The 24258-nt window shown below is 33.8% G+C and carries 21 protein-coding genes and 1 tRNA gene; 9 read left to right on the top strand and 13 right to left on the bottom strand.

The features are described 5' to 3' along the window. Window positions 1–21: 21 nt before the first annotated feature. The 3 genes from AACZ49_RS03140 to AACZ49_RS03130 are packed head-to-tail and all read right to left on the bottom strand — an operon-like array spanning window position 22 to window position 2172. Window positions 22–372 (bottom strand): carboxymuconolactone decarboxylase family protein, encoded by a 351-nt coding sequence (locus tag AACZ49_RS03140; protein WP_339651516.1) that lies wholly within the window; start codon window positions 370–372, stop codon window positions 22–24. Then, complete coding sequence (tatC, locus tag AACZ49_RS03135; RefSeq protein ID WP_339651515.1) at window positions 356–1207, bottom strand: twin-arginine translocase subunit TatC; 852 nt, start codon at window positions 1205–1207, stop codon at window positions 356–358. Before tatC ends, AACZ49_RS03140 begins: the two co-directional genes overlap by 17 nt. After that, window positions 1207–2172, bottom strand: a complete 966-nt coding sequence (locus AACZ49_RS03130; protein ID WP_339651514.1) for a KpsF/GutQ family sugar-phosphate isomerase — start codon at window positions 2170–2172, stop codon at window positions 1207–1209. Before AACZ49_RS03130 ends, tatC begins: the two co-directional genes overlap by 1 nt. Window positions 2173–2356: 184 nt before the next feature. Here AACZ49_RS03130 and AACZ49_RS03125 point away from each other — a divergent pair, with 184 nt between their 5' ends. Beyond that, the gene (locus AACZ49_RS03125) at window positions 2357–4567 is read left to right on the top strand and encodes an ATP-dependent DNA helicase RecQ (protein WP_339651513.1); all 2211 of its coding nucleotides are present in this window, start codon (window positions 2357–2359) and stop codon (window positions 4565–4567) included. 127 nt (window positions 4568–4694) lie between these two features. Here AACZ49_RS03125 and AACZ49_RS03120 read toward each other — a convergent pair whose 3' ends face one another. The 4 genes from AACZ49_RS03120 to AACZ49_RS03105 all read right to left on the bottom strand — a co-directional run bounded on the left by AACZ49_RS03120 (window position 4695) and on the right by AACZ49_RS03105 (window position 8263). Beyond that, complete coding sequence (locus tag AACZ49_RS03120; RefSeq protein ID WP_339651510.1) at window positions 4695–6008, bottom strand: carboxypeptidase-like regulatory domain-containing protein; 1314 nt, start codon at window positions 6006–6008, stop codon at window positions 4695–4697. Window positions 6009–6114: 106 nt separating this feature from the next. Continuing rightward, the gene (gene rluF / locus AACZ49_RS03115; RefSeq protein ID WP_339651508.1) at window positions 6115–6858 is read right to left on the bottom strand and encodes a 23S rRNA pseudouridine(2604) synthase RluF; all 744 of its coding nucleotides are present in this window, start codon (window positions 6856–6858) and stop codon (window positions 6115–6117) included. 23 nt (window positions 6859–6881) lie between these two features. Next, the gene (locus AACZ49_RS03110) at window positions 6882–7889 is read right to left on the bottom strand and encodes a serine hydrolase (protein WP_339651506.1); all 1008 of its coding nucleotides are present in this window, start codon (window positions 7887–7889) and stop codon (window positions 6882–6884) included. 134 nt (window positions 7890–8023) lie between these two features. Beyond that, window positions 8024–8263: a hypothetical protein gene (locus AACZ49_RS03105; protein ID WP_339651504.1), complete on the bottom strand. Its 240-nt coding sequence runs from the start codon at window positions 8261–8263 to the stop codon at window positions 8024–8026. A gap of 210 nt (window positions 8264–8473) precedes the next feature. Here AACZ49_RS03105 and AACZ49_RS03100 point away from each other — a divergent pair, with 210 nt between their 5' ends. The 5 genes from AACZ49_RS03100 (at window position 8474) to AACZ49_RS03080 (ending at window position 14859) form a co-directional block, all read left to right on the top strand. Continuing rightward, a complete protein-coding gene (locus tag AACZ49_RS03100) occupies window positions 8474–9373 on the top strand; it encodes a peptidyl-prolyl cis-trans isomerase (RefSeq protein WP_339651502.1) in 900 nt (299 codons plus the stop codon). Further along, the gene (locus tag AACZ49_RS03095; protein WP_339651499.1) at window positions 9324–10805 is read left to right on the top strand and encodes a peptidylprolyl isomerase; all 1482 of its coding nucleotides are present in this window, start codon (window positions 9324–9326) and stop codon (window positions 10803–10805) included. The genes AACZ49_RS03100 and AACZ49_RS03095 overlap by 50 nt, the downstream gene beginning before the upstream one ends. A 4-nt stretch (window positions 10806–10809) precedes the next feature. Then, entirely contained in the window at window positions 10810–11763 is a 954-nt protein-coding gene (locus AACZ49_RS03090; protein WP_339651497.1) for a MoxR family ATPase, read from the top strand. A gap of 186 nt (window positions 11764–11949) precedes the next feature. Then, window positions 11950–14223 (top strand): aconitate hydratase, encoded by a 2274-nt coding sequence (locus tag AACZ49_RS03085; RefSeq protein ID WP_339651494.1) that lies wholly within the window; start codon window positions 11950–11952, stop codon window positions 14221–14223. 78 nt (window positions 14224–14301) lie between these two features. Beyond that, window positions 14302–14859 carry a TlpA disulfide reductase family protein gene (locus AACZ49_RS03080; protein WP_339651492.1) on the top strand — a complete coding sequence of 186 codons (558 nt, stop codon included), beginning with the start codon at window positions 14302–14304 and terminating at the stop codon, window positions 14857–14859. A gap of 116 nt (window positions 14860–14975) precedes the next feature. Here the strand turns inward: AACZ49_RS03080 and AACZ49_RS03075 are convergent, their stop codons facing one another. The 6 genes from AACZ49_RS03075 to AACZ49_RS03050 all read right to left on the bottom strand — a co-directional run bounded on the left by AACZ49_RS03075 (window position 14976) and on the right by AACZ49_RS03050 (window position 19767). Continuing rightward, complete coding sequence (locus AACZ49_RS03075; RefSeq protein ID WP_339651490.1) at window positions 14976–15422, bottom strand: beta-carotene hydroxylase; 447 nt, start codon at window positions 15420–15422, stop codon at window positions 14976–14978. Next, complete coding sequence (locus AACZ49_RS03070; protein WP_339651487.1) at window positions 15422–16261, bottom strand: phytoene/squalene synthase family protein; 840 nt, start codon at window positions 16259–16261, stop codon at window positions 15422–15424. The genes AACZ49_RS03075 and AACZ49_RS03070 overlap by 1 nt, the downstream gene beginning before the upstream one ends. Before the next feature lie 8 nt (window positions 16262–16269). Further along, a complete protein-coding gene (crtI, locus tag AACZ49_RS03065; protein WP_339651486.1) occupies window positions 16270–17727 on the bottom strand; it encodes a phytoene desaturase family protein in 1458 nt (485 codons plus the stop codon). Between the two features lie 14 nt (window positions 17728–17741). Next, window positions 17742–18641, bottom strand: a complete 900-nt coding sequence (locus AACZ49_RS03060) for a MerR family transcriptional regulator (RefSeq protein ID WP_339651485.1) — start codon at window positions 18639–18641, stop codon at window positions 17742–17744. A gap of 110 nt (window positions 18642–18751) precedes the next feature. Then, window positions 18752–18835 (bottom strand) — tRNA-Leu (locus AACZ49_RS03055). A gap of 86 nt (window positions 18836–18921) precedes the next feature. After that, window positions 18922–19767: an AraC family transcriptional regulator gene (locus AACZ49_RS03050; protein ID WP_339651483.1), complete on the bottom strand. Its 846-nt coding sequence runs from the start codon at window positions 19765–19767 to the stop codon at window positions 18922–18924. 132 nt (window positions 19768–19899) lie between these two features. Between AACZ49_RS03050 and AACZ49_RS03045 the strand changes: the two genes are divergently transcribed. From AACZ49_RS03045 to AACZ49_RS03035, 3 genes are all read left to right on the top strand, one after another. Further along, window positions 19900–20808, top strand: coding sequence for a dihydrodipicolinate synthase family protein (locus AACZ49_RS03045; protein ID WP_339651481.1), 909 nt, complete (start codon window positions 19900–19902; stop codon window positions 20806–20808). A 125-nt stretch (window positions 20809–20933) separates the two neighbouring features. Next, the gene (locus AACZ49_RS03040) at window positions 20934–22508 is read left to right on the top strand and encodes an aldehyde dehydrogenase (NADP(+)) (RefSeq protein WP_339651479.1); all 1575 of its coding nucleotides are present in this window, start codon (window positions 20934–20936) and stop codon (window positions 22506–22508) included. A gap of 10 nt (window positions 22509–22518) precedes the next feature. Beyond that, a complete protein-coding gene (locus AACZ49_RS03035) occupies window positions 22519–24255 on the top strand; it encodes a DUF885 domain-containing protein (RefSeq protein ID WP_339651478.1) in 1737 nt (578 codons plus the stop codon). Window positions 24256–24258 lie beyond the last annotated feature (3 nt).

Genomic DNA, 24258 nt, shown 5'->3' with positions numbered 1-24258 from the left:
AGAAAAGTAATTAGGTATTATTTAACCTTGTTGGTTTTCTAACTCTTCCCAATATTCATATGCTCTTCTTAAATGTGGAACTACGATGGTACCGCCCACCAATGTGGCAATACTTAAAGTTTCCATAACTTCTTCTTTAGAAGCTCCCTCTTTATATGAGCTTTCTAAATGGTATTTTACACAATCGTCACAACGCAATACAGCGGACGCTACAAGGCCCAATAGTTCTTTGGTTTTTACGTCAAGTGCACCTGGTGCATAAGCATTGGTATCTAAATTAAATATTCGCTTAATAATTTTATTATTGTCCGCCAATAGCTTGTCGTTCATTTTAGAACGATAAGCGTTAAATTCTTCAATTTGGTTTGACATTCGTACTTTCTTTTTTAGCTTTTTTTCTTTCTTTTCTAAGTACCATGGCAGAAATGTAGATACTTACTTGATACAAAATCAAAACAGGAATAGCCACGATTATTTGACTGGCAACATCTGGTGGTGTAATTACTGCAGATAAAATTAACACAACTACCAGAGCGATTTTTCGATATTTTCTCATTATCTCTGGGGTAACAAGACCCACTTTTGTTAAAAAGAAAATTATAATTGGTAATTCAAAAAGTATACCACACGCAATAACAGATGCTCTTACGGTTGATATATAGGAAGCTAAATCGAACTCGTTCGTTACCTCTGAACTTACTTGATACGCTCCTAGGAAGTTTATAGATAACGGCGCTACAACATAATAACCGAAAAGAACACCAATAAAAAACAATAGGGAAGCAATTAATATAAACCCTCTTGAACTTTTACGTTCTTTTTCATAAAGCCCAGGGCTAATGAATTTCCACATTTCATACAGAACATATGGAAAACCAATAATGAAACCGGCCCAAATAGATGTCCAAATATGGGCAGAAAACTGTCCCGACATTAATCTACTTTGAATAGTAAAAGGTAATTTTTCGGCACAGAAAGCAGAATCGAAACCAAAATAAGTAGCTATATCGCAAAAGAGTTTATACGTTGGGAAATCCATTTTTTTTGGTCCGAATATGACCGTATCAAAAATAAAATTTTTCATTAAAAAGGCTACAGAGCCTATAATAACGATAGCCAAAGTAGACCGAATTAAATGCCATCTTAATTCTTCTAAATGGTCGAGAAATGACATCTCGTTGTGGGGCTTGGTAGCTTTAGAACTCATTATAAAATACCTTCGTTAATTAAATTATGTAAATGAATAACACCAACATAAGAGCCATTATCCATAGCAAGTAATTGTGAAATCCCTTTTTTTTGCATGTGCTCTAATGCTTTGATTGCTAAGGTATTTGCCGGTATAGTTTTTGGGTTGCTGGTCATGATATCTTCTGCCGTTAAGTCTTTGATATTATCATGCTTATTGAGCATGCGTCTAATATCGCCATCGGTTACGATACCAACAACTTTTTCACCATCTAGTACAGCGGTAACACCAAGCATTTTTTTGGAAATCTCAACGATAACTTTTTTTACCTCTGCATCTTTTTGAACTTTTGGTACTTGATTTTTGCTCACCAAGTCTGAAACTCTTAAATAAAGTCGTTTGCCTAAGGATCCACCTGGGTGATATTTGGCGAAATCTGTACTGCTAAATCCTTTTATCTCTAGAAGTACTATTGCTAATGCGTCGCCCATTACCAATTGGGCCGTTGTGCTTGTGGTAGGAGCCAATCCGTTTGGGCAGGCCTCTTTTTCTACAAATGTATTCAGAATATAATCTGCTTGTTTTGCAAGAAAAGATTCAATGTTGCCAGTTATGGCAATCAATTTATTGGAGCCTCTTTTTAAAAGTGGAACTAACATTTTAATTTCAGGAGTATTTCCACTATTTGAAATACAAATAACCACATCATTGTCTTGAACAGTGCCTAAGTCTCCGTGAATGGCATCACCGGCATGCATAAAAATTGCAGGTGTCCCCGTAGAATTTAACGTGGCTACAATTTTTGTGGCAATTATGGCGCTTTTTCCGATACCAGAAATAATTACACGTCCTTTTGATTCAATAATACAATTTACGACTTTGGCGAAATCATCGGTTAGAAGAGTAGAGAGATGTGCTATGGCATCACGCTCCGTTTCAATGGTTTTTCTTGCCAAGTCAATAATTGTGTCCGTAGTTATCAATCTATTATTTAAATTATGGATTGTAATCCTAAAAGAATATATTATCTTTAAGATGACAAAATTAAACAAACTTAATTTTATATGCTGATTATCGCATAATAATTTAGAATAGCCAAGCTAGGCAAATAATATTTTTGTTTACTTATGAGTTTTAATATAAAAAGTACCCCCTTAAATTTAAAATGTGACAGACAGTAAAAATTTTGAGAATATAGATTTACATTCCTCATTAAAAAAACATTTTGGTTTTTCTCAGTTCAAAGGACTTCAAGAAGAAGTAATCAAAAATGTTTTACGACAGAATAATACGTTTGTGATTATGCCCACAGGTGGGGGTAAATCACTTTGTTATCAATTACCGGCCCTAATGCAAGAAGGTACCGCGATTGTAGTTTCCCCTTTAATTGCTTTAATGAAAAATCAGGTAGATGCCATTCGTGGTGTATCATCTGAAATAGGAATTGCACATGTTTTAAATTCCTCATTGAATAAAGGTGAGATAAAACAAGTTAAACAAGATATAACCGACGGTATTACTAAGTTGTTATATGTTGCCCCAGAATCATTAACGAAAGAAGAAAATGTAGAGTTTTTAAGGTCGGTGACAATTTCTTTTGTAGCAATCGATGAAGCGCATTGTATTTCTGAATGGGGACATGATTTTAGGCCTGAATATCGTAACCTTAAATCGATTGTAGAACGCTTAGGCGAAAATATTCCTATAATTGGCTTAACAGCTACTGCAACACCCAAGGTACAGGAAGATATAATTAAGAATTTAGGTATTGGTGGTGCGAAGCTGTTTAAAGCTTCTTTTAATCGTCCTAATCTTTTCTACGAAGTACGTACTAAAACCGAAAATGTAGAAGCTGATATCATAAGATTTGTAAAACAAAATTCTGGAAAATCTGGTATTGTTTATTGTCTAAGCCGTAAAAAGGTAGAGGAATTAGCGCAAGTTCTGCAGGTTAACGGTGTAAGCGCAGTTCCATATCATGCAGGGTTCGATGCTAAAACAAGATCGAAGTATCAAGATATGTTCTTAATGGAAGATGTAGATGTGGTAGTCGCAACCATTGCCTTTGGTATGGGGATTGACAAGCCAGATGTACGTTTTGTAATTCATCATGATATTCCGAAAAGTATTGAAAGTTATTACCAAGAAACTGGTAGGGCTGGTCGTGATGGGGGTGAAGGTCACTGTTTAGCCTATTACTCTTATAAAGATATTGAAAAACTAGAGAAGTTTATGTCGGGTAAACCGGTAGCTGAACAAGAAATTGGTAATGCATTGTTGCAAGAAATTGTTGCCTATGCAGAGACGTCTATGTCTAGACGTAAATTTATGCTACACTATTTTGGGGAGGAGTTTGATGAAATCAATGGTGATGGTGCCGATATGGATGATAATACTAGAAATCCTAAAGATAAGGAAGAAGCCAAGGATAATGTTGTAAAACTTCTTAAGGTAGTAAAAGGTACAAGCGAGAAATTTAAGTCAAAAGAGATTGTAAATACATTACGTGGCAAATTGAATGCTATTATTTCGTCCCATAAAACAAATGAAAAGGAGTTTTTTGGTATTGGTTCTGATAAAGATAAAAGCTATTGGATGGCTTTGGTACGCCAAGCCTTAGTGGCAGGATTTTTAAGGAAAGAGATAGAACAATATGGGGTTTTGCATTTGACAGAAAAGGGGAAGAAGTTTTTGAAAACTCCGATTTCATTCATGATGACCAAAGATCATGTCTACAATGCTGAAAATGATAATGCTATTGTAGGAGCTGCAAAATCGGGCGGAATTGCCGATGAGCGACTTTTAAAACAATTGAAAGATTTAAGAAAAGCACAAGCCAAAAAATTAGGAGTGCCTCCATTTGTGGTGTTTCAAGATCCATCATTAGAAGATATGGCTTTGAAATATCCTATTTCTCATGACGAGTTATTGAATGTTCATGGAGTAGGTGAGGGAAAAGCAAAAAAATACGGTAAACCTTTCATTACTTTTATTGATAATTATGTAACCGAGAATGAGATTATTAGACCTGATGATTTAGTGGTTAAAAGCACGGGTGCCAATTCTGCTTTGAAGCTCTATGTAATTCAGAATGTGGATAGAAAATTACCTTTGCCAGATATAGCTTCATCTAAAGGATTAGAAATTTCGGATCTTATTAAAGAAATGGAACAAATCGTTTACAGTGGTACTAAATTAAACTTGGATTATTGGATTGATGAAATCTTGGATGAGGATCAGCAAGAAGAGATTCATGAGTATTTTTTGGAAGCTGATACAGATGATTTGGAGGAAGCAATGAGTGAATTTGACGGTGAATATGAAGAAGAGGAACTTCGTCTATATCGATTGAAATTTATCAGCGAGGTTGCTAACTAGTATTCTAGATTATTTTAAATTTTAAAATCCTTATTCTGTTTCTTTAATTTGAGAAATAGAATAAGGATTTTTTTTGTTTCTCAAATTAAAGAAAAGGCGTGAAACAATTTTAATACGCTCTATTATTTTACGGTTTCGATGTGCCCTCAGTGTCAAGCTTACCTCTTCGTAATTGTCTTTGAATTTTTTTGATTGCAGATTCAATTGATTTTTCGGGTTCAATAATGTTATATTCCCCCCAAAAATTAGGGTCTGCAAAACCTATAGCTTCATCACTTAAAATTATAGATGATTTAATCCTGTTTTTTGACTTTGGTATGACATTATCAAAATTCTCTTCCCAGTCTGTAATGGCCATTTCGCAACTCATACTATAGACAGAATTAAACAAGCGTTTGTCCCAATTAATCTTGAATTCTAAAAGTACATTACTATATCCATAATACCATTTTCCATTTTTTTCGCGGTAATCTACTCTATAAGACACCTCTGTTGGCCAAACTTCTGCATTTCTAGGTTTTTTACGTACAAACATTTGAGCAGCTAATTTTCTGTCTGTTATGTTCAATGTGTAGACAGCACTAGTTAAAATTTTATTCTCTGCATCGATGTATAATTTTCCTTTATATAATGGGTCGATTATTTCTGGCTTCTGTTTAAAATCGATTACATATATCAATTGATCATTTACCCTTGTTGATGTATCAAAAGAAAAGTCATAATAGGAGAGGGTTTCTTGAGTAAAGATATAATCGGGGTACTTGACCATATCTACAAATAATGTATTAAAAGGACCGCCTTGTATCTTTAAGGCAATTGTATCTAATTTGTTATAATCGGTACTTTTTCTTGCTTTGTATAATTCTAACGCATCACTTTTGTTAGATGAATATGGAGCTTTATAGATATTTACAACAGCTTCTGACAAACTTACATTTGTTCTCCTCTTTTTAATGGTTTCTCTGTAAAAAGCGGTCATTACAGTATTTTCGTTCAAGTAATTTTCACCTTTCTTGTTAAGCGTCTCTTTTACTAATGTTTCAGCATCATTAGGTGCATCTATTCTTGCTTCTGATAGCGCCATTACAAATTCATCCATTAATATCTTACTGTTGTCCTTATTCAATTGAGCTAGCGGAATGGACTTTGTTTTATATCCTAAAAATCCAATTATTACATTTTCATTTAGGACATCATTGGGTACTTTAAGAGAGAATTGACCTTCTGAATTGGTGATGGTGCTGTGATTAGTGTTTTCAATTGTTAACGAAGCAAATACCAAAGGTTTATTGTTGTTCGCATCGAGTACTTCACCTGTGTATTCAACAAAATTAGAATTTTGGGCAAAAATAAAATTTGCTCCTGTACTAATAAATAGGAAAACAAGTAATATAAACTTGTATCCGTACTTTTTCGGTATGATATTTTGTACTGTTCTCATTACGTTTTTTTTTATATTAAGGTAATGATTTTTAGTGTATTAAGTGTAATTTTCGCTTGTTAATTTGTGTTAAATCCTTTCTATTTCGAAGAGGTTTGTTTTTAAATTACTGGTTGCTGTCGAATGTTTTAGAAGATGAACTTACCAGTCTATTAATTTCTTTTAATTCTTCTTCGGTAAGGTCTCTCCATTTTCCAACCGGTATATCTAAATGTACATTCATGATTCTAATTCGTTTCAGCTTCTTTACTCTATAGTCTAAATACTCGCACATTCTTCGTATTTGCCTGTTAAGACCTTGTGTTAGAATAATTCGAAATTGATACGTGCTAACTTCATAAACTTCACAATCTCTAGTTACCGTATCTAAGATGGGAATACCTTTGCGCATACGATTTAGAAAATCTATGGTAATAGGTTTGTCAACCGTTACCAAATATTCTTTCTCATGATTGTTACGTGCTCTCAAAATTTTATTCACGATGTCGCCATCATCAGTAAGAAAAATAAGTCCCTCGCTAGGTTTGTCTAATCTGCCAATAGGGAAAATACGTTTAGGGTAATTGATAAAGTCAATAATATTATCCTTTTCAACACCCGTATCTGTAGTACAGACTATTCCAACAGGTTTGTTAAAAGCCAAATAAGTTGATTTTCCCTTAGGTTCTTTTATTAGTTCGCCATCAACTTTTACAACATCACCTGAAGATATTTTGGTTCCCATTTCTGGTACCGCACCATTAATTGTAACCCTGCCTTGTTCAATAAGCTTATCTGCTGCTCTACGTGAACAGTAGCCTGCTTCGCTTAGATATTTATTGATTCTTGTTTTATTTGAATTTTCTTGCATAATTTTTCTTTCAGAATCGCGTATTATTTACGTTTTAATTCCTGTTCATATATTTCTCTACCTAATTGTGCTAAAAATGGGATGCCTATTTCGTCGTATTCATATTCGTCATCATTGAATATTCCATCTTTGTTTACAAGAATTGTGGCGGTCAAAAGAAAATCGATGTTGTTTTGGTTATCTTTAATATAGGCGCAATCGGTTAAGGTGCCATAAGCAAATCCTACCTTGTTATAAATTTCAATATGTTCAGGTATATTTTCTTTAGTATCTCCGTATATGAAAAACTTGCAGTAGCTGTCATAATATGTTTTAGGATTATACCCTGCTTTTCGGGGTACGGTATGCATAACTGACAATAAATATTCACGTTGTTCTTTACTTAAATTAAAACGTTCGTTTATCTCGAAATTTTGAGGAAATATGACTCTTTTTAGCAGATTGTGTTGCGATGAAATGGGGAAATAATTTTTACTGCTAAAATCGAAAGGTTCGTTAATTAAAATATCATCTTCGTAATAACCAGATCCTTTGGTTATATTTAAAAGGTTCAGTGCTAAAGGAGTTTTGTTTAATGTTGATTTGGTAATGCCAGTGGTAGAATCGTTTAAATATATTATTAACGGTTTGGTTCTTAAATCATCTGAATGTTGCCCAAGTCTATGCGACATTCTAACAGGTGTAACGCCTTTTTTTCTTAAGGTATTATTAATTACCTCGAAGCCTAATAATTCTACCAATCTATTGTTTGCTAAATTATCGCTTACAGCAAAAATTTCTGATACATCTTGTTTGAAAGTGCTTTCAATGGTGTCGCCTTCTAAAAAATATCTAGTATCCATAGATAGGGTATCGGTAGTGTTCAATCTTTCTAATGCCAATACAGCGGTGGGGAATTTCACTGTACTTGCCGGATAAAAATATATGCTATCGTTTACCTGAAAATCATAGTCAGTAAAAATCACACTATCATTTCTTCTATCGATTTGTGTGTATCGTATTTGAACCTGATGGTTTTCAATACTATCCATCACCCGTTTTATTTTTGGATTTTTGGAAGATAAAGCAGTTTCAAGATAATTTAAATTTTGCTCTTGTAGAGTGCAAGAATATAAAAAAACCGAACACAGAAAAAATAGGAGATTTTTCATTATTTATGAATTTTTTAGGGTATGTAAACTTCACCACGATGTGGTTTTAGCATATCCCTAACCGAAATCATTTCTTTTTCTTCTACTACCATAAACGCAATGCTATGCATATCATTTATTTCTTTAAAACCTGTAATATTAAGAGCTGTATTTTCCATAGAAATAAACTCCTTCAAATGCTTTTCATGGTGCTCAGCTGTTTTTAATGCAGTGGGACCTCTAAAATCCCAAAGTAATTTTATTTGTCTACTCAAGTAATTGTGGGTTTTAAAATTAACGACTATGTAACCGCAAATTTACCTAAAATTGATTAGCTTGTTGGTTATTCCGCAATAGTTTGCAACAATGTAAACTTTCATTTTTTTATCCATAATAAGTTTTTATTATATATTGTATTTCCAAAATTTGTGTTAAGTAAATCAATAAGCATTTGCACACGATAGGGTTATTACTATTTTTGCTCGATGTTTTTTAAAAAATCAAAATTTATAATCCATAAGGCATATTCTATTTTATTAATAGGATGGCTATCTTTTGTAGTAGTTTCTTGTGATGGTCTTTTTAAAAAAGATGAGAAGAAGAATCCAATAGCTAGAGTTGGCGATGCTTATTTGTTTCAAGAAGATTTAGCACCACTGATAACTGAAAACATGACAAAAGGGGACAGTGCCTCTTTTGCTGTCAACTTTATCAATAACTGGGCATCAAAACAATTACTGTTGTCAAAGGCCAAAATAAATTTGTCTGAAGAAAAATTAGCGGAGTACAATGCACTAGTAGATGATTATAGAACGGATTTATATACGCGTGTATACAAAGAAGCCTTGGTTTCACAAGCTACAGATACGGTTATTTCTTATGCTCAACTAGAGGAATTCTACGAAAAAGGAAAAGAAAATTTCAAACTCAAAGAAAGAATTGCTAGAATACGTTTTGTCTCTTTACCAAAAGGATTTATGGATAAAGATGAGGTGTCTAAACGGTTAAGAAGGTTTGAAAATGAAGATGTTCGTTATTTAGATTCTATTGGTGTGCAATTCAATAAGTTGAATTTTAATGATTCTATTTGGGTGCGTTACACGAGAATTTTTGAAGAAATACCACCAATTAACACTGACAATGCAGATAAGTACTTAAAAAATTCACAATTTTTTGAATTGGAGGATTCAATCGGGGTATATTTGGGGAAAATAGAGGAAATAAAGGATGTCAACGAAATTGCACCCTTATCTTTTATTAAGCCTACCATAGAACAAGTTTTATTAAGCCGCAGAAAAATAGACTACCTGCGTAAATTAGAAACTGAATTATTAGATGAAGCAATTAAGGATAAAGAATTTGAAGTTTTCGAAAGTAACAAATAGTATTTATATCGGATCGGTTATACTGTTTTCTAGTGTTGTTACAGCACAAGATTCCATACCTGCAGATGTTGACAATGATGTTGAGCCAATGGAAGCTGTTGCGGAAGTAATGGTAACAAAAAAGGACTCAACAAATAATTTTAAGAAAATTAAATTAGATGGTATTGCCGCTGTTGTTGGTGATTACGTAATCTTGGATTCTGATATTGAAAAAACATTAATCGATTTAAAAAGTCAGGGAGCTTCAACAGAAGATATTACTCACTGTGGCCTTTTAGGAAAGTTGATGGAAGATCGCCTATACGCAAACCAAGCGGTTCAAGATAGTATTTTGGTGTCAGATGATGAGGTGAATGCAACAGGTGATCGTCAATTACAATCTTTAGTACAACAAATTGGCTCTATGGATAAGGTCTTGAAGTATTATAAGAAAGAAGATGAGGCTACTTTTAGAGAAGAGTTATACAAAATAAATAAATTGCGGATGCTATCTGAGCGTATGCAACAAGATATAATAAAAGAGATTGAAATCACACCTGAAGAAGTTCGTCAATTTTTTAACAAGATACCTGTAAATGAACGCCCAATTTTTGGTGCTGAATTAGAAATAGCTCAAATTACTAAAGAGCCTGAGCCGTCAGAAGAAGAAAAACAAAAAGTAATAGATAAGCTAAATCAGATAAAAGCCGATGTTGATGATAACGATGCTAGTTTTAGTGTAAAGGCTATTTTATATTCTCAGGATCCGGGTTCAAAATCTAAAGGTGGTTTTTACAGTATAACTAAAGAGACCGGTTTTGATAAGACTTTTAAAGATGTTGCATTCAGCTTAAAGGAAGGTGAAGTTTCTGAGCCTTTTGAAACTACATTCGGATATCACATAATCTTTATTGAGAAAATTAGAGGTCAAGAACTAGATTTAAGACATATTCTTATTCAACCAGAAATATCTCAAAACGTGCTTGACGAAGCAAAAGCGGAATTGGATAGTATCCGTAAAAAAATTATCAATAAAGAATTTACCTTTGCCGAAGCTGCATTGAATTTTTCTGATGAAAAGGAAACTAAGTTTGATGGCGGACTGCTAAGAAATCCTCAAGATTTTAGTTCACGATTCGAGCTTACTAAAATGGATCCTACCTTATACAATCAAGTTCAGAATTTAAAGGATAATGAGATTACGTATCCAGTTTTAGAGCAAGATCCCCGCGGTGGTCCACCTAAATATAAAATTCTAAAGATTACCAATAGGTTTGATGAGCATGTAGCTAATTTTTCAAAAGATTATACCAAAATTCAGGATTTGGCACTTACCGAGAAAAAATACAATGCCATTAAAAAATGGATGGACGAGCATATTGAAGAGACCTATATTAGTGTGAACGACGAAAATAGAAATTGTGAGTTCGCAAATAATTGGGTAAAGGAATAGATATATGTCAGACGTTGCCGCTATAGAACGCCTAGTAGTAAAACATGCCAAGCTTAAAAAGGAAATAGCCAAGATTATTGTTGGTCAAGAAGATGTAATTGAACAGATTTTGCTTTCAATTTATACAGGTGGGCACTCTTTATTAATAGGTGTTCCTGGTCTAGCAAAAACGTTGATGGTGAATACCATCGCACAAGCTTTAGGTTTAGATTTTAAAAGAATACAATTTACTCCCGATTTAATGCCAAGTGATATACTTGGTAGTGAAATTTTAGATCAGAATAGAAATTTTAAATTTCTTAAAGGGCCTATTTTTTCTAACATCATTTTGGCTGACGAAATTAATAGAACTCCACCAAAAACACAGGCAGCACTTTTAGAAGCAATGCAGGAAAGATCGGTTACAATAGCCGGTCATCAGCATAAATTAGAACTTCCATATTTTGTATTGGCGACTCAGAACCCAATTGAACAAGAAGGTACTTATCCTTTACCAGAAGCTCAATTAGATAGGTTTATGTTTGCAATAGAATTAAAATACCCTTCAATTGCAGAAGAAATTCAAGTGGTTAAGAATACAACGGCTAATATTAAGCAAACTATAAATCCACTTTTTAACGCTCAAGATATAATAGAAATTCAAGAATTAATACGAAGAATTCCTGTTGCCGACAATGTTGTTGAATATGCTGTCAGATTAGTAAATAGTACGAGGCCAAATTTAGATTCAGCTTCAGATTATGTAAAACAATACTTGGATTGGGGTGCTGGCCCAAGGGCATCACAAAATCTTATTTTAGGTGCGAAAGCAAATGCTGCAATTAACGGTAAATTTTCACCAGATATTGAAGATGTTCATATAGTTGTAAAAGGGATACTTCGCCATCGTATTATCAAAAATTATAAAGCAGAAGCAGAAGGTATCACAGAAGAAGATATTATTGATAAATTGCTTTAACTTTCCCTCTTATATTTTTCGTTTTTTATATACAAATTGTTACAATGTACACATTCGACAGAATGTATTGGTTATACAACCTCAACCTATTTAAGAAAAACGGTACAATCATACTTATTTAATTTTAATTGCGTTGTAGATTTTCTTAAATTTACCGAATTGCGCTAACTTAAAATAAGATAAAGAATGGCATTTGATATTGATATGATAAAATTGGTTTACGCTAATATGGCTAAACGTGTTGATGAGGCTAGGAATATTGTCGGAAAACCACTTACCCTTTCGGAGAAAATTTTATACTCACATCTTTGGGATGGAGCGCCAAGTAAGGCATTTACTAGAGGTAAAGATTATGTTGATTTTGCCCCGGATCGTATCGCTTGTCAAGATGCAACCGCTCAAATGGCATTATTGCAGTTTATGCAAGCGGGTAAAGCTAAAGTAGCTGTACCAACTACAGTTCACTGTGACCACTTGATCCAGGCGAAAAATGGTGCTACTGCTGATTTAAAATCTGCAAATACAACCAGTGCTGAAGTTTTCGATTTTTTAGAATCTGTTTCTAATAAATACGGAATTGGCTTTTGGAAACCAGGTGCAGGTATCATTCACCAAGTTGTACTAGAGAATTATGCGTTTCCAGGAGGTATGATGATCGGTACAGATTCACATACTGTAAATGCAGGTGGATTAGGAATGGTTGCTATTGGTGTTGGTGGTGCCGATGCTGTTGATGTTATGGCAGGTATGGCTTGGGAATTAAAATTCCCAAAATTAATAGGTGTTAAGTTGACTGGAACAATTTCTGGTTGGACTGCACCGAAAGATGTAATACTGAAAGTTGCTGAGATTCTTACTGTAAAAGGTGGAACTGGAGCAATCGTAGAATATTTTGGGCCTGGTGCTAAATCTCTATCATGTACCGGTAAAGGAACTATTTGTAATATGGGCGCTGAAATTGGTGCTACCACATCTACATTTGGTTATGATGACTCTATGGAGCGTTATTTAAGAGCTACAGATAGAGCAGATATTGCTGATGCTGCAAACAAAGTTAGAGAGCATTTAACTGCTGATGACGAGGTATATGCAAACCCGGAAAAATATTTTGATGAGGTTATTGAAATTAACTTATCAGAATTAACACCTTTATTGAACGGTCCTTTTACGCCAGATTTGTCGACCAAAGTTGGTCATGATATGACTGAAAAGGCTACTGCACATGAATGGCCATTAGCTGTTGAATGGGGATTAATCGGTTCTTGTACGAATTCTTCTTACGAAGATTTGTCTAGAGCATCTTCAATCGCACAACAAGCTATTGATAAAGGAATAAAAATGAAAGCTGAATTAGGAATTAATCCTGGTTCTGAGCAAGTACGTTATACAGCTGCTCGTGATGGTATTCTTGGAATATTCGAGAAATTAGATGCTAAAATATTTACCAATGCATGTGGGCCATGTATCGGTCAATGGGCTCGTTACAGTGATCCAAAAAATGCACCAAAAAATAGCATTGTGCATTCTTTTAATAGGAACTTTGCAAAACGTGCAGATGGTAATCCAAATACGCATGCTTTCGTAGCTTCTCCAGAAATAACTGCAGCTATTGCAATTGCGGGCAGGTTAGATTTTAATCCTATGAAGGATAAACTAATCAATGAAAACGGTGAGGAAGTCATGTTCGATGAACCAACAGGATGGGAATTACCACCAAAAGGTTTTGAAGTAGAGGATGCTGGTTACCTTGCACCAGACAAAGATGGTTCTGGTGTAGTTGTTAAAGTAGCTTTAGATTCTGAAAGACTGCAATTATTAGAGCCATTTACGCCAATAAAAGACGAAAGTTTAAAAGGTGCTAAATTGTTGATTAAAGCTTTTGGTAAATGTACTACTGATCATATCTCAATGGCGGGTCCTTGGTTACGTTTCCGTGGTCATTTAGATAATATATCGAATAATTGTTTAATTGGTGCTGTTAATGCTTTTGGGCACAAGACTAACTTGGTTAAAAATCAATTGACCGGAGAATTTGGTGGAGTACCAGATACGGCTCGTGCCTATAAAGCCGCGGGTGTTAGAAGTATTGTTGTTGGTGACCACAACTACGGTGAGGGTTCTTCTCGTGAGCATGCTGCAATGGAGCCGCGTCATTTAGGGGTTGCTGCTGTTTTAGTTAAGTCATTTGCACGTATACATGAAACAAACCTTAAAAAACAAGGTATGTTAGGTCTTACATTTGCGAATGAAAGTGATTATGACCTTATTCAAGAGGATGACACTTTTAACTTTCTTGATATTTCAGAATTTGCACCGGACAAACAATTAACAATAGAGATTGTTCATACTGATGGTAGTAAAGATGTAATTAAAGTAAATCATACCTATAATGCTGCCCAAATAGGATGGTATAGAGAAGGTTCGGCTCTTAATGTAATTAAAAGAGAAAACGCTTTATAAATCAATAGTTAAAAATAAGTAAGTAAAACTCCTGATTATTATCAGGAGTTTTTTAGTTTTGAACTCTATTAAATTTCAATGAAGAGACAAACGGTTTTTACCCTATTAATTATTGCATTCGTACTTTCATTTTTTGTTACACCTTTGGGTGATTACAGCAAAATACTCTTAAATAGAATTTTTGCTACTTCACCAACCATTATAAAGCAAGAAAAAAGAGGTAAAATTTCCGATTATGACTGGAAGCTTAAAGATTGGAGCGGGAAATTTATAAATTTTAATGAGGCTAAAGGAAAAGTGACATTCATTACTTTTTGGACATCTTGGCACATGCCATCACAGGCACAATTAAAAGATATTCAGTACTTGTATGATACTTTTGGAAATAAGATAAAATTCTATATTATAACGAACGAGGAAAGAGAGCCTGTCGAACTTTTTATGAAAAAGAAAGGATATACATTTCCTGTAACATACCAAATTATAGGTGAAACAAGCCCATTATCATTGCTTAAGCCACCAGGTTCTTATGTAATAGATAAAAAAGGTTTTATCGTTATACACCAGAATGCTATTGCTGATTGGGACAATGAAAAGGTAAATAATCTACTAAACGATTTAATTTCAGAAAAATAGCTTCTATAAGGTGCTAAAAACCTAAACAGTTTTGTCAATTTACTAAGCTAAAGATTTTACTACTTTTCTGATGATTGTTTCTCGGTTTGTAAAACTGATGCAAACGCCCTATTGAGTTAGTTCTTAAAGTATTTAAAAGGAACGAAGAGCATACCAAAACATTCTCCATTACCTTTTCCTAAATGCTTGTGATGCATTTTGTGAGCTCTTCTAACACCTCTGCTATACCAGTTATTAGCGTTTCTAAATAGTTTAAAACGTTGGTGAATAAAGATGTCGTGAACTAAGAAATAAGCTACGCCATATGCTAATATTCCAAATCCTAATGGATAGCCATACCAAAAACCAGTGGTGCCAGAATAGAATAAGGACATACTAACAATAGCGTAAAAAATAAAAAAAGCATCATTTCTTTCAAACCAAGAATTATGATTTTTCTTGTGATGATCCTTATGTAAACTCCAAAGAAAACCATGCATTATGTATTTGTGCGTAAACCACGCCATAAATTCCATGAACAAAAAAGTTCCTAAAAATATTAAAATCCAAATTACTATATTCATTATACTAAGTTCATTTTTAATTTAACATAAGAGCGTGCTAAAAGACCGAATTTTTGGTAGTTAGGCACTCTAATTCTTGTGTTTTTAATTTCTAAAGAGGGTGTGTTTTGTAACTTTTTTAATAATTTATAGTAATATTTATAAGCTGTGTAAACACCGAATTTAGCTTCTGTGGGTAAGCTTATAATACCTTCATAACCTAACTTAAAATCTGCCTTAATTTCTTCAACAATTCGATTTTTAGAATTTTCATCTAGCTCCTGTAAATTGGTGTTTGGAAAATATGATCTATTTAATTCTTCAAAATCTGCCTTTACATCTCTTAAGAAATTCACTTTTTGAAATGCCGACCCCAAAGCCATTGCAGATTCCTTTAATTTTTCATATTTCTCAAGATTACCTTTTACAAATACCTTTAAACACATTAAACCAACTACATCTGCTGACCCATATATGTATTCTTTATATTCTTCATCAGATAGATAAACATTTTTCACTAAATCCATTCGCATGCTCTTCATGAAAGAATCCACGAGATGTTTAGGAATATTGTATGTATGATAGGTATGTTGAAAGGAGTTCAAAATAGGATTAAGACTTATTTTGTCATTTAATGCTGATTCCAATTCTTTCTCAAATTTATCAAATAGTACTTCCTTATCATAATCATGAAATGTATCTACGATTTCATCTGCAAAGCGAACAAAACCATAAATATTATATATGTGGCCACGAATAGAAGAATGGAGCATTTTGGTTGCTAATGCAAACGAAGTGCTGTATCGTTCAGTAACGACTTTACTACAATTGTACGAGACTTGGTCAAAAGTTCCTTTCATGCGTTAAACTAATTATCTTTTATAATTAATTCTGACACTAATTTACCAGAGATCAATGCAGGAGGAACTCCGGGGCCAGGTACAGTCAGTTGTCCTGTAAAATATAAATCAGTTACTTTTTTACTTCTTAGATTAGGTCTAAGAAATGCCGTTTGTGTTAGTGTATTTGCCATGCCATAAGCATTTCCTTTATACGAGTTGTATCGCTCTTTAAAATCCTTAACGCAAAATGCCTCATTGAATATAATATTATTTCTAATGTTTTGACCAGTTTTTAATTCGAATCTGTTTATAATTAATTCGAAATATTGGTCTCTTAATTCTTGCGTATCCTCTAAATCGGTAGCAATAGGTACTAAGAAAAATCCGGTTTCACAATCTTTTGGAGCCATGCTATTGTCTGTTATAGATGGGAAATTTGCATAAAACAATGGATTCGATGGCCATTTTGGATTATCGTATATTTCTTTTGCGTGTAACTCAAAATCAGTATCAAAGAATAGATTATGATGCTCAATATTCTTCAATTTGGTATTAAATCCTATATAAAAGAGCAATGATGATGGGGCAAATACTTTTTTGTCCCAATACCCTTCTGAATATTGTCTATATTTTTGTTCAAGTAAACTTTCTGAATGATGATAGTCTGCACCGCTCAATATTACATCAGCATTAAATATTTCTCCATTAGAGGATACCCCTGTAGCTTTTCCGTTCGCTACTACTATTTTATCAACGGGTTTGGAAGTCTGTATAGTAACGCCCAATTCAATAGCAAGATTCTGCATGGCTTTTATCACCTCATACATTCCACCCTTTGGATGCCAAGTACCTAAACCAAAATCGGCAAAGTTCATAAAACTATAAAATGAGGGAGTATTACTAGGTTTTGCACCTAAAAATAATACAGGAAATTCTAAAGTAGATATTAATTTCGGATTTTTAAATCGCTTTCTAACTTGAGAACTTATGGTCTTAAAAAATTGGTCAACTTTTAAAATAGTTTCTTTGGTCACCAACTCTAACGGAGATAGACCTGGTCTTAAAACAATTTTATTGATGGCAATATCATAATTAACTTGTGCCTCGTTAATAAACTTTTTCAACTCTTTTGAGCTACCAGGTTCAATTCTTTCAAATTCAACACAAATCTTATCCATCGAATCACCAATGGTAATGATGTCATCAGAAAAGAAAATTTTATATGCAGGACTTAATTTGTCTAGCTGATAATAATCGGAAGTTTTCTTATTGAAATCGGCAAAGAACTTATCGAAGATATCTGGCATCCAATACCAACTTGGCCCCATATCAAAAATAAAGCCTTCTTTAACGAATTGAGAAGCACGGCCACCAGCAGAGTCATTTTTTTCAAAAACAGAAACGTTCCACCCATCTTTTGCTAAGTAACATGCTGCTGATAATGATGCGAAACCAGAACCTATTACGATACATTTTTTTTTCATTTATTAACTTTCAATTAAAGATTACTTACCAAACTGTCTATAGAATGAAACGTTTTACAAAAGTTCGGTTTTGTTTTTTCGTCAATAAAATGGGTTTGTCTTCCCAATATCCAAAAATTAGGATTATTATAATTTGAAACCAACGCACTAAAATCTTCTAAATATTTATTAATACGGTCTTTCTCAGGAAAAACGGTGAAATAGGACACGAAATATATATCATCAAAATATTTTAAAACGTCTTCTAGATTTTCCATCGGTATTGTTGGTCCTAGATAAATACATTTATATCCTTTTAAGATTATTTCATAGTTAATATATAATAGACCTATATCGTGAATTTCGTTTTCTGGTAAAAAAGCGACAAAAATTTTATCTTTTTTGGTAGGTTCTAAGTGCTGTAACTTTTCAGTATTAAGCAGAATTTTTTGTTTAATTAAACTACTTATGAAATGCTCATGGGCCGGACTAATAGTATCGGTTTGCCATAACAGACCCAATTCGTTTAACAACGGCACAAATGTTTCCTTAAATATCTCACGAAAAGAATTCTCTTGTAAAAGTGCATTATAGGTATTGAAAAACATGGTCTGGTCAAAATTGACCATCGCTAATTTAAACGCATTTATGGCCTGACTCTTTTGACTATGCTTTGCTACAATTTCTTTTACAACATAGGTGATGTCATGGTTCGAAATTTTTGCTATTTTAGAAATCTTATGACCATTATTATAAAGAAGAGTAACATTTAGCAACTTTTGTAAGCTAGAAAGGCTATATGTTCTAATATTAGTGTCAGTTCTTTCAGGTGATAATAGATTGTATCTTTTTTCCCAAATTCGAATAGTATGTGCTTTAATACCAGAGAGGTTCTCTAAATCTCTAATGCTAAATTGCTTTTTTACATTGTTCATGTTTTCTGAAAAAATATTAAACAAATCTACAATTAATTGATTTGTCAAGTGCTATTGGAAAGTTAAAATTATCAAAATAAAAAAGGCTAGATTTTTATCTAGCCTTTTTGTGCCCACGACTAGATTCGAACTAGCACGTCCTTACGAACACTACCCCCTCAAGGTAGCATGTCTACCAATTTCACCACGTGGGCAAATGTTTTCTTATGGAAGCGCAAATATAGAAACCTATTTTTCATTATAAAATATTTGAGGATAATAAATAGGGAAACCTACTATTCTAGATAAAAATAGAGTGTTGATATTGTGTAGGGGTTACGCCTTTTATCTTTTTAAACTTTTTATTGAAATTCGAAATTGAATTAAAACCAGATAAATCGGAAATAAGATTAATATTCAATTCTTTTTTAGAACTGAGTAATAGGCTTGCATGTTCAACTCTGAGCTCGATTAAGAATTGAAAAAAAGTCTTATTGGTACGTTGTTTAAAAAAACGGCAAAATGCATTGGGGGTCATAAAAGCCATTTTAGAGATTTCTTCTAATGTAATTGGTTTTTGAAAGTTTTTGAAAACAAAATCGAATATCACTTGTAAGCGTTCACCTTCATTAGATGTTAAAGTTTTCGAATAAATAAATTTGCTTAATGGTTCTATATCTGCAGTGCTTAAGAGCTCCAAAAGCCTTAAAAAAGTAACGAAACGTTCTAACTTGTCTTGCGAGGACAATTTTAATATTGAATCGGATATACGTTTTGCGACTGAAATTACTTTGAATCCACTGTTTGAATTTAAGAAAAAAGATTGTAAATCTTTGAAGTAAGGTAACTTGAAAAAATCATCTCCGAATGTATTTTCGGTAAAGAAAACAGTAATCATATGGGCGTCTAATTCTCCTGGAATACTCTTGAAAATATGCGGAAGATTACTGCCAATTACATAAATATCCCCTCTTGAAAATTGATGAATACTATCGCCAACCAATAATTTACCTGTACCATTAATAATATAACTGATTTGAATTTCTTCATGTTGATGTAAACGATTATAGAATATAGGCTCCTTATCAATTTGAACAATTAATTGTGCATCTACAGGTTTAGGTATTTTAAAAGGATATACTTTCATTTACATCTAATTTATCACATTAATTCAAATAAAAGAAAATAATAGGGTAGAATAGTCTCAGGTCTGGTTAATATGATAATACAATGTTTAAAAAGCTACTAGTAGTTTTGGGTATCACTAAAAATAGATAAGATGAGTATTTCATGGAAAGGCGTTATGCCTGCAGTTACTACTAAATTTAATGATAAAGACGAATTAGATTTAGAAATGTTTTCAGTTAACATTAAAGCGCAATTAGAAGCTGGTGTAAGCGGAATAATATTAGGGGGTACTTTAGGAGAAGCGAGTACACTTACCTATGATGAAAAAAAAATATTAATGAAAGAGACCGTGAAGCTTGTTAAGAGCGAGGTTCCTGTAATTATTAATATAGCAGAACAGACCACTAAAGGTGCTATACAGGCTGCAGAGGTCGCTGAGGATTGCGGTGCTACAGGTTTAATGATGCTACCGCCAATGCGCTATAAGGCCAATGATTATGAAACGGTAACTTACTTTAAAGAAACTGCAAAAAGCACAAGCTTACCAATTATGATTTATAATAATCCTATAGATTATGGTATCATGGTAACTTTAGATATGTTCGATGAGTTAATGGTTTGTGATAATATACAAGCGGTTAAGGAATCGACGAGAGATATTTCTAATATCACCCGTATTAAATCAAGGTTCGGTAATCGTTTAAAAGTTTTAACAGGTGTTGATACCTTAGGATTAGAAAGTGTTCTTATGGGTGCCGATGGTTGGGTAGCTGGATTGGTATGTGCATTTCCAGCAGAAACTTGTGCTGTTTTCGAGTTAGCGAAAGCAGGAAGAATAGAAGAGGCCTTAGAAATATATAGATGGTTTTTGCCTTTATTGGAATTAGATATAAGTCCACAATTGGTTCAAAATATTAAAATGGCAGAAGTTGCAACAGGAATCGGTACTGAAAATGTACGTGCGCCAAGATTACCTTTAATAGGTGCAGAAAGAGAACGAGTCGCTACCATCATTAAAAAAGGAATGGCTTCTAGACCAAAATTACCTCAGTATAAATAAATTAACTAATTGTTATTTAATTAGTTATGATGAAATAAGAAGATTAATTAGTTTGAAAAGTATATAAGGAATCCGAAGTTATTATAGGTTCTTTCTTTATTTTTGAGTACCAGAAAAAACAGAAAATGATAAGTGGAAAAAATATAATAGGAAACAAGTTGTCGAAAGAAGGAGATATAACCTATAAGACATTCAATCCTAAAACCAATAAAGAGACCGATTTTACATTTTACGAGGCAACATCGGTGGAAATTAATGAAGCGGTTAAATTGGCTTCTGAAGCTTATAAAGTATATAAAGATGTTTCTGGAGTTAAAAAAGCTGAATTTTTAGAAGCGATAGCTCTTGAAATTGAGGTTTTGGGAGATGAATTGATAACAACTTATTGTAAAGAATCGGGTTTGCCAGATGGTAGGGCTCGTGGAGAACGTGGCCGTACCATGGGACAATTAAGAGCGTTTGCAGCCCTTTTGAAAGAAGGGTCTTGGGTAGAGGCTGTAATTGAAAAAGGACAACCAGACCGAGAGCCAATGCCTAAAGCGGATATTAGAAAAATGTTATTTCCATTGGGGCCAGTTGTAGTCTTTGGAGCCAGTAATTTTCCATTGGCATTTTCTACTGCTGGTGGTGATACCGCAAGTGCACTTGCAGCAGGATGCCCAGTGATTGTTAAAAGTCACCCAATGCACTCAGGAACGGGAGAATTAGTCTCTTCGGCAATTATAAAAGCCGCTCAGAAAACGGGAATGCCAAATGGGGTTTTCTCAAATTTAAATAGTAGGGGTTTTGGGGTAGGTCAACAATTGGTAAAACACCCAAAGGTTAAGGCTGTTGGTTTTACGGGTAGTATACATGGTGGCACAGCCTTATTTAAATTAGCAAACGAACGCGATGAGCCTATTCCTGTTTTTGCAGAAATGGGTAGTATAAATCCTGTGATAATTCTTCCTTCTGCACTTGAGGTGGATGGCGATACCTGGGCGACTAAATATGCTTCATCTATTAATTTAGGTGCTGGGCAGTTTTGTACCAACCCTGGTTTGGTTTTAGGCATAAAAGGAGACCAATTAGATGCTTTTTCCAAAACCTTATCTCAAGAAATTCTTAAGCTTGAGCCAACCGCGATGTTGCATCCAAATATTTATGCTAAATATAATGAAGGCAAAAATGAATTATCTGGGCAGGATGGGGTTACTGTTATAGCAGATTATATTAAAGAAACTAGCGCGAATGTAGCACGACCAACAATACTAAAAGTAAGTGGCGCTAAGTTTTTAATGAATACAAAACTTCATAAAGAGGTTTTCGGGCCTTTCTCTGTAATTGTAAGTTGCGAAGACATGGCACAGCTAGAAGAAATATTAAATAATTTAGAAGGCCAATTAACTGGTACAATTTTAGGAAACGAAAAGGATCTTGCAACATATGATAGTGTGGTTGATGCTCTTCAGAGTAGAGTAGGGCGTATTTTGTTTAATGGTGTGCCTACTGGTGTAGAAGTTTGTTCTTCAATGGTTCATGGTGGGCCATTTCCCGCATCAACCGATGCACGCTTTACTTCCGTAGGTACTTCCGCTATAAAAAGATGGGTACGCCCGGTTTCCTTTCAAGATTGGCCAAATAAATTTCTGCCAAAAGCGCTACAAAATGAAAATCCATTAGGGATAGTACGTTTAGAAGAAGGCCGGTATACCAATTAAAACGGAACTAATGAAAAGCTCGAGTTATAAATTCAACTATGTTATTACGTTTTTAAACATGTCGTTACTTCTATTTACGATGTGTTCTCAAGCTCAAAAAAGTAAAACAACATTATCTGCGGTAATTTCAGGAATAGAAGGGTATAGTTCTTTTGATAGAAGTAAATACCCTTTAGGCGTTCACAACGAATCTTTAGCGAAAAAAAATGCTGATTTTGCTGAAAAGAAACTAGCTATACTAGCTAGTTTAGATAAAACTGCACTTACTGAAACTGAATTGATTTCTTTCGAACTATTAAGGTTTCAGCTCCAAAATGAGGTAGATGAGTATCGGTATAAAATGTACTTAAATCCGATACAGGCGGATCAAGGTTTTCATTTAAACCTTAATTATAGGATAACACCAATTTTAAGCTATGAAGATGCAAAACAGTATTTGAAAATACTAAATGCCATACCTGGTTTTGTTGACGAGCATATCGTTTTATTGAAAAAAGGTTTAAGAGAAGGTGTTTCGCAACCTAAAATAATTTTTAATGGTTATGAATCAACCTATGATACGCACATTGTAAACGATTATTCGCAAAGTAGTTTCTACGGACCTTTACAACAGCTGCCTGAAGAAATTAATTTAGCGCAACAAGATTCTATTACGGTTGCAGCTCAGAATATTATAATGGATAAGGTTGTACCATCATTCAAAAAAATTAAAGCTTTTTTTGAAACAGATTATATACCGACTACACGAAAAACTATTGGAGTATCTGAAACACCCAATGGGTTAGAATTCTATCAAAATAGAATTAATTACTATACAACTACAACCGAATATACAGCAGATGATATTCACGCTATAGGGCTTTCTGAAGTCGCTCGTATAAAATCTGAAATGAATGCGATTATCAAAAAGGTAAATTTTGAAGGAAGCTTTTCAGAGTTTTTAACTTTTCTTAGAACTGATTCTCAATTTTATGCAAAAACAGGTGAAGAGCTTTTGATGAACGCACGAGATATAGCAAAACGTATCGATGCCGAATTACCAAAATATTTTTCAACACTACCGCGACGCCCATATGGTGTTGTAAAAGTGCCTGATGCCATTGCGCCTAAATATACAGGTGGTAGATACTCGGGTCCTTCATCAAAAACACAACCAGGGTATTATTTGGTAAATACCTATAAATTGGAAAGTAGACCATTGTATACTTTACCTTCATTGACTGCACATGAGGCCGTACCTGGTCATCATTTACAAGGAAGTTTAAATATGGAATTAGGCGATAGTATTCCAAATTTCAGAAGAAATATGTACTTGTCCGCTTATGGTGAGGGCTGGGCTCTTTATACCGAGTTTTTAGGGAATGAGCTAGGTATTTATAGAACGCCATATGAAGAATTCGGTAAATTGACTTATGAAATGTGGCGTGCTTGTAGATTAGTAGTTGACACCGGTATTCATGCAAAAGGATGGAGTAGAGAAGAAGTGGTCGATTATATGACCAATAATACAGCATTATCGGTGCATGAGATAAACACCGAAACCGATCGTTATATAGCATGGCCAGGTCAAGCAATATCGTATAAAATAGGTGAGTTGAAAATAAGGGAACTCCGAAAAAAGGCAGAGGAAGTTTTAGCTGAAAATTTTAATATTCGTGATTTTCATGAAATCGTTTTAGAACAGGGTACGGTAACATTACCCATATTAGAGCGCAGGGTAAACGCTTATATTAATCGTACGAAATAATTT

The organism is uncultured Maribacter sp., from assembly GCF_963975365.1.
GTDB lineage: Bacteria > Bacteroidota > Bacteroidia > Flavobacteriales > Flavobacteriaceae > Maribacter.
Note: the sequence above shows the minus strand (reverse complement) of the source record. Positions and strands in the feature narration are given on the sequence as shown.

Bases quoted from the DNA above. Each gene is read 5' to 3' on its own strand.
- AACZ49_RS03140 (WP_339651516.1), bottom strand. From the start codon at position 372: ATGTCAAACCAAATTGAAGAATTTAACGCTTATCGTTCTAAAATGAAC.
- tatC (WP_339651515.1), bottom strand. From the start codon at position 1,207: ATGAGTTCTAAAGCTACCAAGCCCCACAACGAGATGTCATTTCTCGAC.
- AACZ49_RS03120 (WP_339651510.1), bottom strand. From the start codon at position 6,008: ATGAGAACAGTACAAAATATCATACCGAAAAAGTACGGATACAAGTTT.
- rluF (WP_339651508.1), bottom strand. From the start codon at position 6,858: ATGCAAGAAAATTCAAATAAAACAAGAATCAATAAATATCTAAGCGAA.
- AACZ49_RS03110 (WP_339651506.1), bottom strand. From the start codon at position 7,889: ATGGATAGTATTGAAAACCATCAGGTTCAAATACGATACACACAAATC.
- AACZ49_RS03100 (WP_339651502.1), top strand. From the start codon at position 8,474: ATGTTTTTTAAAAAATCAAAATTTATAATCCATAAGGCATATTCTATT.
- AACZ49_RS03095 (WP_339651499.1), top strand. From the start codon at position 9,324: ATGAAGCAATTAAGGATAAAGAATTTGAAGTTTTCGAAAGTAACAAAT.
- AACZ49_RS03090 (WP_339651497.1), top strand. From the start codon at position 10,810: ATGTCAGACGTTGCCGCTATAGAACGCCTAGTAGTAAAACATGCCAAG.
- AACZ49_RS03085 (WP_339651494.1), top strand. From the start codon at position 11,950: ATGGCATTTGATATTGATATGATAAAATTGGTTTACGCTAATATGGCT.
- AACZ49_RS03080 (WP_339651492.1), top strand. From the start codon at position 14,302: ATGAAGAGACAAACGGTTTTTACCCTATTAATTATTGCATTCGTACTT.
- AACZ49_RS03075 (WP_339651490.1), bottom strand. From the start codon at position 15,422: ATGAATATAGTAATTTGGATTTTAATATTTTTAGGAACTTTTTTGTTC.
- AACZ49_RS03070 (WP_339651487.1), bottom strand. From the start codon at position 16,261: ATGAAAGGAACTTTTGACCAAGTCTCGTACAATTGTAGTAAAGTCGTT.
- crtI (WP_339651486.1), bottom strand. From the start codon at position 17,727: ATGAAAAAAAAATGTATCGTAATAGGTTCTGGTTTCGCATCATTATCA.
- AACZ49_RS03060 (WP_339651485.1), bottom strand. From the start codon at position 18,641: ATGAACAATGTAAAAAAGCAATTTAGCATTAGAGATTTAGAGAACCTC.
- AACZ49_RS03050 (WP_339651483.1), bottom strand. From the start codon at position 19,767: ATGAAAGTATATCCTTTTAAAATACCTAAACCTGTAGATGCACAATTA.
- AACZ49_RS03045 (WP_339651481.1), top strand. From the start codon at position 19,900: ATGAGTATTTCATGGAAAGGCGTTATGCCTGCAGTTACTACTAAATTT.
- AACZ49_RS03040 (WP_339651479.1), top strand. From the start codon at position 20,934: ATGATAAGTGGAAAAAATATAATAGGAAACAAGTTGTCGAAAGAAGGA.
- AACZ49_RS03035 (WP_339651478.1), top strand. From the start codon at position 22,519: ATGAAAAGCTCGAGTTATAAATTCAACTATGTTATTACGTTTTTAAAC.